Source organism: Magnetospirillum sp. (genome assembly GCA_027532905.1).
In the GTDB taxonomy this organism is placed as follows: Bacteria; Pseudomonadota; Alphaproteobacteria; order CACIAM-22H2; family CACIAM-22H2; genus Tagaea.
The window spans coordinates 140,732-149,924 of record JAPZUA010000002.1 but is presented as its reverse complement, the minus strand read 5'-3'; the positions used below and the strand labels follow the sequence as shown (position 1 = coordinate 149,924).

The following is a 9,193-nucleotide window of genomic DNA, read 5'->3' as shown; positions in this document are numbered from 1 at the left end:
CAGGTAATTCGGTAGAGCCCATCTACAGGGACTTTTGTAGTTTAAAACAATGGAACGATATGCCGACAGGCTGAACTGGGCGATGAAGAACGCGGGCGGCGTCACGCAGTCCGATCTCGCGCGCCGCGTCGGCGTGAAGCAGGCAAGCATTTGGCATCTGCTGCAGCCGGAAGCGCAGAAATCCGGCCTCACGCCGCAGATCGCGCGCGCGTTGGGCGTGAACCCGGATTGGCTCGCAACCGGCATAGGCCAAAAGCTGGCGCTCGAATCGATGCAATCGGTCGTGCCCCTCGTGGGATATGTCGGGGCCGGCGCCGAGATATTCCTCGTCGACGACCTCTCCAAAGGACAACGGATCGACGACGTGCCGCCGTTTCCCGGCCAAGACGGTCCTGTCAATGCCGTGCGCGTGCGCGGCGACTCCATGCTGCCGCAGCTCGAAGACGGCTGGACCCTCTACTACGCCGTCGATCAATCGGCCGGCGTGATGGAAGATGCGGTCAATCGGCTGTCGGTCGTGCAGGTGCACGACGGCCCGCTGCTCGTGAAAAAACTTGAACCCGGCCGCCGGAAGAACCTCTGGCGCTTGGTGAGCCACAACGCCAGCCCGCGCGAGGATGTGCGTCTCGATTGGGCCGCGCGCGTGCGCGCGATCGTGCCGTAGCGCTCGAAAAGAAGTCGCTCTATACGAAGATCAGCGCAAGAGGATTGACCGGCTGACAGTCAATCTTGTGGCGCTGCGCGCTGTGGCGAATTGAGCCGAGAGCCGAGATAATGCACCACGATCATCGTGCCTAGCGAAACCTGCGCAAACGCGAACACGCAGATGAAGACGACAAACGCCTTGGATACGAGTAGCCACACATCCGGCAACGCGGCGACAGCCAAAGGTGCTACGAAGCGAATGCCGAACGACGCAACGATTACCAGTATCTGAACGCAGACAAGATAGCCCAGCAGCGCACCGAGAAACTGCCGACGAATCGGTATTTCCCAAGTGGTATGGCCGTGATACGTGCGCGGCATCCGGGGCGGTGTCTTACCGTCCATGGCGGCATCGAGAAACGGACTTTGGATACTGACGATTGCCGTGAGTGCAGCAACATAGAACGCGACCATGATTGCGATGACGTCGCGCATCTCCTTGAGCAAGCCGCCATCGCCCAGAATGCCCGGAGGAGCAGGGCTGAAGACGTAAAGTGCCGTCATGACGACGGCGGCAGCCGCAGGAAACCAAATATCGACCGCCCATTTGGCGCGATGCCGAATCCGCAGATAACCGAAAGGTCGGGCGAGGAGTTCGAAAGCCTCGACGATTGCGGTCGGCGTCAGCCCGGCGCGCGCCACAGCGCCTGCCGGCGCAACAGCCTCAGCATTTTCGCGATCGTTTCGGGGTGCGGCTCGTCCGCGCATTGCTTCAGATCCTCCCTAAAACCAGAGATCGTCTCATGACCACCGAAGAGCCATTCCGCCGCATTTTCGCTCTCAAGCGGGATTCGACTTGAGGACTCCTCTTTGCCGGTGACGCTCCGGCGGATCCTCACTTGCGCGGATTTATACCCCTTCTCTCTTCCAAAGGCCAACGCTTGCGCAAAAACCTCGCCCCAATTCCGCCGCGGCGCGATTTCAAGCCTAATCGTCCGGCGCGCAGCTGTGAAGTTGATGGAGTCGAAGGCATCGTCGGGATCGTCGTCGAGCAATTCGATGTATTGCACCTCGTTGCCAGCCAGCGCCTGCTGGAGCGAGTACGACTGCTGAATCGTGGCCGACAAACGCGGCCTGAACTTTTTGCGAACTTGATCGGGGTCTAGAAATGTAAAACGGGATGCGAGCGCGGTTTCGCTCGTGTTGGCGGGACTTTGACGCATGCGGCGCAGCTGCTGCCGCATCAGGCGCGCAAGAAAGGGCACCACGATCGAGCGGCTGAGCAAATGGGTCCGCTCCAGCAAAGCCGGATAGCTGCCCCGCACACGTGGCTGCTTCCGCAGGAGCAGGTGCGCAGAGTAGGCGTTCAACTCGCGCCCGCGCCGGGCGGCAGGGCGGACGCGACCTGTTTCCGGATCAAGAAAATCGGGCACAGAGCCATGCGCGTCGCCGGACTGAAAGAAAAGCTCAAAATGATCGTCTTCTTCGACGACTGCTTTGAGCAGCAAAATATTGCGCTTTTTCCCGTCTTCAGGAGGTGCGGCCCGATCGTCCGCTTCTTCACCGCCTTCCGGATCGCGCATCAATTCTCCGTCGGTCGGAGATGAAGATGCCTCGCCGCGCGAGACTGCTGCCTGCAACAGCGCCATATAGCTCCGCAACGAAAGATCATGCGCGGCTTCGTTTGCGTCCGGCTCCGGCACTGCACCCGTGGAAAGCGAAAAAATCAAAACTTCGCGCGAGTCGACCCGAGGGATCATTCGTGGTGTCCTAGTTGGTTAAACAGAACATTCAATGCGCATCTGCCATGCGCCGATTAGGTCGACGAGTCGCGCGCGCGGAGCGCTGCCGCGATGCCGTCGAGCCGACCGAGCGCGCTTGCTGCGGCCAACAGCAACCCGCCGAAGCCGATCGCCGAAATCGAGGCGGTCTCAGCAAATACGGTGGATTGGCTTGGTCCCAAGAACATGCCGAGCGACGCCATTAGGCCGAGCCCGAGCAGACACATTCCAAGAATCCGCAGCACAACGATCATTCGCTACCTCGCTTGAGATGAAACCTTAGCAAAAATGCGCCAAAAAGCGCTCTACAGATTTTTCTATTGACGGCATTACAGATTTATCTTTAGATACGCCGCATCGCAACCCCACGAGGTGATCCGATGCGCAGCTCTCCGCACACCCCTGCCCCCCGAACCCAGGCCCCCCGGACAATGGCCGACCGGCGCGAAAAGATGGCCGACACGATCTGCCGCATCGCGGCCGAGCTCGGGTCCTGCAGCGAAGCCGATCTGCAGCGCGAAGGTTTCACGCGCGCCGAGATCGAGCATCTGGGCGACGACGCCCGCGAAGAAGCCGCCCGCCGCCAAACCCAAGCGCGCGAACTGCAGCCGCGCCAGCCTCAATTGCGCGCGGCCCGACAGGTGCGCGCATGAGCGCCTCGAAAATGACGCCGGGACGTTGGTGGACCGCCGCAGACGGTCGCACGGAGACGCTTCTCGCAGACCCCGATTCCGAAACCGATCCCAACGACCCGCCCTGCCCAGATATCGGCCAGCAGCTGTCGCGCTTTCTGGTGCATCGCGCGATCGGCCGCACCTTCGACGAGCTCGCGCGGGCCTTCAACCTCTCCTACGAGCAGGTGCGCTTGCTGCTCGACCGCCACGGCGAGCCGCCGCGCCTGGCGGGCGCCCAGGCCGCCGACATGGCCCGCGCCCTTGCCGGCACGCCCGCCTATGCGGGCTGCACGCACACCACGCGCGGCCCCGCCCCCAATCATGCTGCCCCCACCCATGCTTCACGGTCGCACGCAGCACTCGAAACCGATCAGGAGTCCGCATGACCCGCCTGTTCGCCTTGCCCGATGCCAAGCGTTTGCCCGCGGCGATCGTGCTGTTCTTCGATGCGCAAGCGCACGACCCCGCCACGCGCACGCAGCGCCTCGGCGTCGAGCTGCGCGATGCGGGCACAAGGCAGCCGATCGCCGCCCTGGGCTTGCGCGATGCGCACGCCTTTTTGGTCGGCAACGGCTATCGCTGGGAACCGGCGCTTGAGCCGATGTGGGTGCGCGCATGAGCGGCCCGCTTTCGTCCTTCGCCGCAATCCCCTTGTCGACACCGCGCCAGGGCAAAACCGCCACGTGGCGCGGCGGGCTCTACAATCTCGCCGACCCGCGCCCCGGCGACATCAATCTCAACGAAATCTGCGAAGCCCTGGCGTCGATCAACCGCTACAACGGGCTCGGCCGCGCGTGCTGGTCGGTTGCCCAGCACACGCTCTTGTGCCTGCGCATCGCGCGCGCGATCGACGCGGACCCCGCTGCCGATCTCTACATTGGTTTGCACGATGCGCACGAAGCGCTCATTGGCGACCAGACCACGCCGCAGCAATACGCTTTCGACATCGTGCTTGCCGAAAAATTCCCCGGCCTGCCGGCCGACGCGTTCCGCCAGGTGCGCGCCGCCCTGGCCGCGCGCTGGGATGCGGCGATCTGCACGTCGTTTCGCATCCCGATGCCCACAACGCCGATCGTCGCGACCGTGGCCAAGATCGACCGGCTGGCGCTCGTGTTCGAAGCCTCGGTGCTGTTCGAACGCCCGCAGGATTTGGGCGTGCCCGAAGCCGAAGCGGCTTTCAACCGCCCGCAGGCGATGCGCCTGATGAACGAAATCGGCATGGCCTATCCGAACCCGAGTGCCGTCGCCGACAAACTCGCGCGCGAAATAAGGCGGCTCGCATAAGCGGCGTGCAAACCACCCCGCAACCCTAACCCCGGAAAGAACCGAGTGATGGAAGACTTCAAATCGGCGATCGACACCGCTTACGCGAAACTGCACACCAACGGCAAAGGCGCCGCGATAATCGAAAAGCAGTTGACCGAGACGGTCACGCGGACGGTGAGCGAGCTGCTGCAACCGTATTCGGACTTCGGCAAGTCGCTCAAAGCGCATCTGCAGCAGAAGCTGGCGATCGATTTCGAGACCGCCAATCTGCGGAGCTACAACGATATCGTGCTCGAAGTTCTCGAAAGCCAAATCGCCGGCATCGTCGACAAGGTCGCGCGCACCGAATTGTCGCAGCAAGTGCAGAAGCTGCTGGGCGGCGACGTGCCCGCGACGATCAAGATCAGCGATCTGGTCGAGCAGTTCAAAAAACAAGCGTGCGATATCGACCGCCGCGACAGCGACCACGAAATCACCGTCGATTTGGAAAAAGGCTCTTACGGGTCCTATTGGCTTCATCTGGACCCGCGCGCCAACAAGTCGAAATACGAGTGCCAATTTCGCATTCACCTTTCCGACGACGGCGCCGTCCACGGCCTGCGCATCGCTCAAATCGGCGACAAAAAGACGCTGTTTTTCGGGCATGTCTATGGTTTCGAACGGCAGCTTTTCATGATGCGCGCCGCTGGCACCAAGATCGAAATCGACACGACGGATTTCGATTTGTCCTATCCGGAACACGAGGAATGAGCGACATCGGCCACAACAGCGGGGCGGCACCGCCGCCGCCCGTCGAAGTCGGCGGCATCGCGGCCCAAAAGCTACGCGCGTTCATCGACAAGATCGAACGGCTCGAAGCCGAGAAGGCCGACCTCGCGACCGACATCCGCGAGACCTATGCCGAGGCCAAGGGCAACGGCTTCGACACGAAGATCATGAAAAAGATCATTGCCCTCAAAAAGCTCGAAGAACCCGACCGCAAGGAACAGGACGAACTGCTCGACCTGTACCGCCAAGCGGTCGGGATTTGAACCTGCAACCCAATCGAACACGTGGGAGAATGAAATGGCTCGCATTTACGTCGCGTCGTCGTGGCGCAACCCCTACCAGCCCGAGATCGTCGCCGGCCTGCGGGCACGCAATCATGCCGTCTACGATTTTCGCAACCCCGAGGGCCGCACCGGCTTCAGTTGGAAGCAAGTCGGCGGGCCGGCGGATCGGCAGCCGACGCTGGCAGAGTACCGTCAAATGCTCGCGCACCCGGTCGCAGCGGCCGGGTATCTGTCGGACTTCCGCGCAATGGAGTGGGCCGACACATGCGTGCTGGTGCTGCCGTGCGGGCGCAGCGCGCATCTTGAGGCCGGATGGTTTGCCGGTCGCGGCAAGCGTTTGATCATCCTGACGCGCGACCACGAAGAGCCCGAGCTGATGGCGCTGATGGCGAACCATATCTGCGGTTCGTTCGACGAAGTGATCGAGGCTTTGGCCGAGAGTGCGGCCGCATGAGCACCGCCCTCTGGACCGGCCATGTCTTGCGGCAGAACCGCGAAGAGAACAACGGCTGGTCGATCTACGCCAAATGCCCGCCGGGCCATGCACTCGCCGAGTGGGATCGCGCCAAGCAGAAGGCGGGGCTGCTGCGCGTACTGCCCTGGCCGCTCGATGCCGCCGGCGCCCCTCACGATTGGGCCGACGTCGAGATCGTCTGGGACGCGCGCGGCCAGCCGCAAGCCCTCGCCGCCAAACGCCCCGCCGCCCCGGACGATGCTGCACCCGCAACCCCAGACACCTATGTGTGCCCATGAAGTGGCCGAGCGTATTCGGCGGCCTGCGGCATCCCGGCTGGCTGCTGGTCTATTTTGTGCCGTTCGGCTTTGTGCTGCACACCCCGTGGTCGCCAGTCACGGCACCGAAAGAGGCGCAGATCAAGCTGCTCGGCTTTTCGCTGCATTGGTTCAAGAAACCGAAGGACGTGAAAGCATGACCTTAGCCCTTCGGATAGCCGTAGGCCTGCTGCGTGCCGCTCGATGTCTTGCGCTCCCACCACCAGGCCGGGCGGCCGCCGCATTTGGCGCAGCACATGCGCTCGGCAACCCGCACGGCCGTCGCGGCCCCGCCGTGCTGCACCAGCAGATCCGCCATTGGCAGGATCGTCTCGCGCGCGCAGGCCAAGCAGCGCACGCGCAGCCCGGTCGTGCCCGTCGCGGCAAGATCGTCCAGCGTCGCAAGCGCATTTTCCGAGAGGCGTGCCATGACTGATCGACCGATCCTTTTCTCCGCGCCGATGATCGTCGCCCTGCTCGACGGCCGCAAGACGCAAACCCGGCGCGTTCTACCCAATCTGCCCTCGACTTGGGATGTCCGCGAGATCATCGACGGAACAGTGTTTGCCTTCAAGCCAGGCTTTGCAGGCGAAGGACATGTGAAACTGCGCTACGCCCCCGGCGACCGGCTGTGGGTGCGGGAGAGCGGCTGGATTTCTAAAACAAAGACCGCCTTCGTGCCGTCGGTGGGCAACGAGCAATCGGGAAAAGGCTTTCAATCGCCCGATGGAGAATCTTTTAAAAGTTGTCCATCGATCCACATGCCGCGCTGGGCGAGCCGCCTCACGCTGATCGTCGAGGCCGTGAAGGTTGAACGTCTCACCGACATCAGCGAGGCCGATGCGCAGGCCGAGGGCGTCGAGCCCGTCCTGGGAACGCCTGGCGTTCCGCTTGACCGGCACTACGCGGCCTTCATGCAGCTGTGGGACAGTCTGCACGGCGAAGGTGCGACCTACTTCAACCCGTGGGTCGTCGCCGTGTCGTTCCGCGTGGTGCGCGGCAATATTGACAAGATAATTGACCAACGTGAGGTCGCAGCATGAGGCCCGTCGAGTTTTCCGGGCAGACCCACCATTTCGGCCCGCCACGCGGCTTCAACGAGAGCGCCGACAAGGTTCAATGTGGCGGCTTGCCGATCCGCGCATCGCGCGATGCAGACGGTGGCGCGCTGCTGCAGTCGATGTGGAAGCCGACCCCGGCCGAGTTGGCGGCCCTTGCCGCCGGCGCCTGCGTCCGCGTTTCGGTTTGGGGCACAGCGCACCCGCCGATCGCGATCGAGGTCGAACAGGTCGAGGTTTTGCCGTGACCAACAAGATCAAATGGGTGCCTAACCCGCTGTCGCACCCGAATTGGCCATGGTCTCTTAAAGAGCGGAAACTGTTTTATGAAATGCGATAACGGGAGAGGGAACGTGACCGACGACGAGCTATCGGCGCACCAGAACTATCTTTGGTCCATTTTCTTTTCCGTCGTGTGCGCCGCCGCGTGCTGCGCTGCGATTGCAGGGGCCGCGCGTTTCATCGCTATGCTGTTTGGAATGTGATGCCTGCCGCGCCCGTATCGCCGCCACCTACCGCCCCGCTCGGCCTCGCCGAGGCCTGCCGCGCGCTCGGCTGCGGGCGCACGAAGCTGCTTGAACACCTGACCGCGCACCCGCACTATCGCCGGGTCGGCCGGGTCTATCGGTTCGATGCCGATCACATCGCTGCCCTCAAGGTCAGCCTTTCGGAGACATCCGCTCCATGCCCCTCACGCTCAAGCGCCGCGGCGCCGTCTGGTACGTGCGCGGCACCGTCCGAGGCCAGACTGTTTACGAAAGTGCAGGCACTGGTGCGCGCGACCTTGCCGAGGCGTACCGCGCGAAACGCGAGCACGAGCTGTGGCAACGTGCTGTCTTTGGCGAGCGCGCGGCAATCCCCTTCGCCCAAGCTGCCTTAGGCTATCTCGAGCACCGCACGCCGGGCCCGCGCGACGCCAAGCGCGTGGCGCGGCTCGTCGAACATTTCCGCGGCGTGATGCTGCACAAGATCGACCAAGTCGCCGCCGATCGCGCGGTCGCTTCGATCTGCCGGCCGAACGCGGCCCCGGGCACGAAGCTTCGCGCCGTGCTGATTCCGCTCACCGCGATCTTGACCTATGCCGCCAAGCGCGGCTGGTGCGACCGGCCCGGCTTTGAGCGGCCGCGCCAGCCCAAGGGCCGCACGGCGTGGCTCACGCCCGACGAAGCCACGCGGCTGCACGATGCCGCCGGCGAAGCGCTGCGCCCGCTCGTGATGTTCATGGTCTGCACGGGTGCGCGCGTGGCCGAAGCGCTCGAGCTCGATTGGGCCGACGTCGATCTGCAGCGCGGATCCTGCGTGCTGCGCGAAACCAAAAACGGCCGTGACCGCATCGTGCGCCTGGCCCCAGCCGCAGTCGCCGCCCTCGCCAATCTCGACGGCCGCAAGGGGGCGGTTTTCCGCCGGCCGGACGGCGAGCCCTATGCCGACAAAGAGCGGCAAGAGGGCGGCCAGTTCAAAACCGCGTGGCGGGGGGCGTGCAGGCGCGCGGGCCTCGGCGGCTGGCGCCGTGCGGTGCCCTCGGCCGATCTCGTTGCAGCGGCGGCGGGTGCGGAGTTTACGGCCGTCAAATGGCGGCCCGCGATCACGCCGCACGGGCTGCGCCACACCTGGGCGACCTGGTACTACGCGACGACGCGCGATGCGCTGCGCTTGATGCACCGCGGCGACTGGTCGGGCCTGCAGCTGGTCGAGCGCTACGCGCATCTGGCGACGTCCGAGATCGTGCCCGCGATTGCGCAAGTGTGGGGCGCTGCACACCCGGACATGTGGGAGACCGACCACGCCGCGACCCGTGCAGCATCCGTGCAGCCGTTCCGCGCAAACGGATAATGCGCGCAAAAACAAAACCTTGCGGCGCAAGCCCGCGCCCTTCACACGGCCGGGGTCGTAGGTTCAATCCCTACAGCGCCCACCATCCCCCCTAGAATCCACTTTGCCGCGGC

Annotated in this window: 18 protein-coding genes; 14 read left to right on the top strand and 4 right to left on the bottom strand. The window is 63.8% G+C overall.

Annotated features, from left to right (window positions below; all coding sequences use genetic code 11):
- Nucleotides 1-49: 49 nt before the first annotated feature.
- The gene (locus tag O9320_08705) at nucleotides 50-664 is read left to right on the top strand and encodes a hypothetical protein (GenBank protein MCZ8310921.1); all 615 of its coding nucleotides are present in this window, start codon (nucleotides 50-52) and stop codon (nucleotides 662-664) included.
- Between the two features lie 59 nt (nucleotides 665-723).
- Here the strand turns inward: O9320_08705 and O9320_08700 are convergent, their stop codons facing one another.
- From O9320_08700 to O9320_08690, 3 genes are read right to left on the bottom strand one after another with little or no spacing between them, the layout of a single operon-like run.
- A complete protein-coding gene (locus O9320_08700) occupies nucleotides 724-1,347 on the bottom strand; it encodes a hypothetical protein (GenBank protein ID MCZ8310920.1) in 624 nt (207 codons plus the stop codon).
- The gene (locus tag O9320_08695) at nucleotides 1,329-2,405 is read right to left on the bottom strand and encodes a hypothetical protein (GenBank protein ID MCZ8310919.1); all 1,077 of its coding nucleotides are present in this window, start codon (nucleotides 2,403-2,405) and stop codon (nucleotides 1,329-1,331) included. The genes O9320_08700 and O9320_08695 overlap by 19 nt, the downstream gene beginning before the upstream one ends.
- Before the next feature lie 56 nt (nucleotides 2,406-2,461).
- Nucleotides 2,462-2,680 carry a hypothetical protein gene (locus O9320_08690; protein ID MCZ8310918.1) on the bottom strand — a complete coding sequence of 73 codons (219 nt, stop codon included), beginning with the start codon at nucleotides 2,678-2,680 and terminating at the stop codon, nucleotides 2,462-2,464.
- 177 nt (nucleotides 2,681-2,857) lie between these two features.
- On the opposite strand from O9320_08690, the gene O9320_08685 reads away from it, so the two are divergent.
- The 9 genes from O9320_08685 to O9320_08645 are packed head-to-tail and all read left to right on the top strand — an operon-like array spanning nucleotide 2,858 to nucleotide 6,350.
- Nucleotides 2,858-3,079 (top strand): hypothetical protein, encoded by a 222-nt coding sequence (locus tag O9320_08685; protein ID MCZ8310917.1) that lies wholly within the window; start codon nucleotides 2,858-2,860, stop codon nucleotides 3,077-3,079.
- On the top strand, nucleotides 3,076-3,486 hold the full coding sequence (locus tag O9320_08680; GenBank protein ID MCZ8310916.1) for a hypothetical protein: 411 nt from the start codon (nucleotides 3,076-3,078) through the stop codon (nucleotides 3,484-3,486). Before O9320_08685 ends, O9320_08680 begins: the two co-directional genes overlap by 4 nt.
- Nucleotides 3,483-3,719: a hypothetical protein gene (locus O9320_08675; GenBank protein ID MCZ8310915.1), complete on the top strand. Its 237-nt coding sequence runs from the start codon at nucleotides 3,483-3,485 to the stop codon at nucleotides 3,717-3,719. The genes O9320_08680 and O9320_08675 overlap by 4 nt, the downstream gene beginning before the upstream one ends.
- Nucleotides 3,716-4,384 (top strand): hypothetical protein, encoded by a 669-nt coding sequence (locus tag O9320_08670; GenBank protein ID MCZ8310914.1) that lies wholly within the window; start codon nucleotides 3,716-3,718, stop codon nucleotides 4,382-4,384. Before O9320_08675 ends, O9320_08670 begins: the two co-directional genes overlap by 4 nt.
- 48 nt (nucleotides 4,385-4,432) lie before the next feature.
- Nucleotides 4,433-5,116 (top strand): hypothetical protein, encoded by a 684-nt coding sequence (locus O9320_08665; GenBank protein MCZ8310913.1) that lies wholly within the window; start codon nucleotides 4,433-4,435, stop codon nucleotides 5,114-5,116.
- Complete coding sequence (locus O9320_08660) at nucleotides 5,113-5,397, top strand: DUF2312 domain-containing protein (GenBank protein ID MCZ8310912.1); 285 nt, start codon at nucleotides 5,113-5,115, stop codon at nucleotides 5,395-5,397. The genes O9320_08665 and O9320_08660 overlap by 4 nt, the downstream gene beginning before the upstream one ends.
- A gap of 34 nt (nucleotides 5,398-5,431) precedes the next feature.
- A complete protein-coding gene (locus O9320_08655; protein MCZ8310911.1) occupies nucleotides 5,432-5,872 on the top strand; it encodes a hypothetical protein in 441 nt (146 codons plus the stop codon).
- The gene (locus tag O9320_08650; protein ID MCZ8310910.1) at nucleotides 5,869-6,171 is read left to right on the top strand and encodes a hypothetical protein; all 303 of its coding nucleotides are present in this window, start codon (nucleotides 5,869-5,871) and stop codon (nucleotides 6,169-6,171) included. Before O9320_08655 ends, O9320_08650 begins: the two co-directional genes overlap by 4 nt.
- Nucleotides 6,168-6,350 (top strand): hypothetical protein, encoded by a 183-nt coding sequence (locus tag O9320_08645; GenBank protein MCZ8310909.1) that lies wholly within the window; start codon nucleotides 6,168-6,170, stop codon nucleotides 6,348-6,350. Before O9320_08650 ends, O9320_08645 begins: the two co-directional genes overlap by 4 nt.
- Before the next feature lie 2 nt (nucleotides 6,351-6,352).
- Here the strand turns inward: O9320_08645 and O9320_08640 are convergent, their stop codons facing one another.
- Nucleotides 6,353-6,619: a hypothetical protein gene (locus O9320_08640; GenBank protein MCZ8310908.1), complete on the bottom strand. Its 267-nt coding sequence runs from the start codon at nucleotides 6,617-6,619 to the stop codon at nucleotides 6,353-6,355.
- Between O9320_08640 and O9320_08635 the strand changes: the two genes are divergently transcribed.
- The 4 genes from O9320_08635 (at nucleotide 6,618) to O9320_08620 (ending at nucleotide 9,080) form a co-directional block, all read left to right on the top strand.
- Nucleotides 6,618-7,232 carry a hypothetical protein gene (locus O9320_08635; GenBank protein MCZ8310907.1) on the top strand — a complete coding sequence of 205 codons (615 nt, stop codon included), beginning with the start codon at nucleotides 6,618-6,620 and terminating at the stop codon, nucleotides 7,230-7,232. The two genes, O9320_08640 and O9320_08635, sit on opposite strands and share 2 nt — an antisense overlap.
- Entirely contained in the window at nucleotides 7,229-7,495 is a 267-nt protein-coding gene (locus O9320_08630; protein ID MCZ8310906.1) for a hypothetical protein, read from the top strand. Before O9320_08635 ends, O9320_08630 begins: the two co-directional genes overlap by 4 nt.
- Nucleotides 7,496-7,600: 105 nt before the next feature.
- Nucleotides 7,601-7,732 carry a hypothetical protein gene (locus O9320_08625; GenBank protein MCZ8310905.1) on the top strand — a complete coding sequence of 44 codons (132 nt, stop codon included), beginning with the start codon at nucleotides 7,601-7,603 and terminating at the stop codon, nucleotides 7,730-7,732.
- A 199-nt stretch (nucleotides 7,733-7,931) separates the two neighbouring features.
- Nucleotides 7,932-9,080, top strand: a complete 1,149-nt coding sequence (locus O9320_08620; protein MCZ8310904.1) for a tyrosine-type recombinase/integrase — start codon at nucleotides 7,932-7,934, stop codon at nucleotides 9,078-9,080.
- The last annotated feature ends 113 nt before the right edge of the window (nucleotides 9,081-9,193 follow it).

What these genes read in the sequence shown, in the direction of transcription:
- O9320_08705 (MCZ8310921.1), top strand. Translation starts at nt 50, where the DNA reads ATGGAACGATATGCCGACAGGCTGAACTGGGCGATGAAGAACGCGGGC.
- O9320_08695 (MCZ8310919.1), bottom strand. Translation starts at nt 2,405, where the DNA reads ATGATCCCTCGGGTCGACTCGCGCGAAGTTTTGATTTTTTCGCTTTCC.
- O9320_08690 (MCZ8310918.1), bottom strand. Translation starts at nt 2,680, where the DNA reads ATGATCGTTGTGCTGCGGATTCTTGGAATGTGTCTGCTCGGGCTCGGC.
- O9320_08685 (MCZ8310917.1), top strand. Translation starts at nt 2,858, where the DNA reads ATGGCCGACCGGCGCGAAAAGATGGCCGACACGATCTGCCGCATCGCG.
- O9320_08680 (MCZ8310916.1), top strand. Translation starts at nt 3,076, where the DNA reads ATGAGCGCCTCGAAAATGACGCCGGGACGTTGGTGGACCGCCGCAGAC.
- O9320_08675 (MCZ8310915.1), top strand. Translation starts at nt 3,483, where the DNA reads ATGACCCGCCTGTTCGCCTTGCCCGATGCCAAGCGTTTGCCCGCGGCG.
- O9320_08670 (MCZ8310914.1), top strand. Translation starts at nt 3,716, where the DNA reads ATGAGCGGCCCGCTTTCGTCCTTCGCCGCAATCCCCTTGTCGACACCG.
- O9320_08665 (MCZ8310913.1), top strand. Translation starts at nt 4,433, where the DNA reads ATGGAAGACTTCAAATCGGCGATCGACACCGCTTACGCGAAACTGCAC.
- O9320_08660 (MCZ8310912.1), top strand. Translation starts at nt 5,113, where the DNA reads ATGAGCGACATCGGCCACAACAGCGGGGCGGCACCGCCGCCGCCCGTC.
- O9320_08655 (MCZ8310911.1), top strand. Translation starts at nt 5,432, where the DNA reads ATGGCTCGCATTTACGTCGCGTCGTCGTGGCGCAACCCCTACCAGCCC.
- O9320_08650 (MCZ8310910.1), top strand. Translation starts at nt 5,869, where the DNA reads ATGAGCACCGCCCTCTGGACCGGCCATGTCTTGCGGCAGAACCGCGAA.
- O9320_08645 (MCZ8310909.1), top strand. Translation starts at nt 6,168, where the DNA reads ATGAAGTGGCCGAGCGTATTCGGCGGCCTGCGGCATCCCGGCTGGCTG.
- O9320_08635 (MCZ8310907.1), top strand. Translation starts at nt 6,618, where the DNA reads ATGACTGATCGACCGATCCTTTTCTCCGCGCCGATGATCGTCGCCCTG.
- O9320_08640 (MCZ8310908.1), bottom strand. Translation starts at nt 6,619, where the DNA reads ATGGCACGCCTCTCGGAAAATGCGCTTGCGACGCTGGACGATCTTGCC.
- O9320_08630 (MCZ8310906.1), top strand. Translation starts at nt 7,229, where the DNA reads ATGAGGCCCGTCGAGTTTTCCGGGCAGACCCACCATTTCGGCCCGCCA.
- O9320_08620 (MCZ8310904.1), top strand. Translation starts at nt 7,932, where the DNA reads ATGCCCCTCACGCTCAAGCGCCGCGGCGCCGTCTGGTACGTGCGCGGC.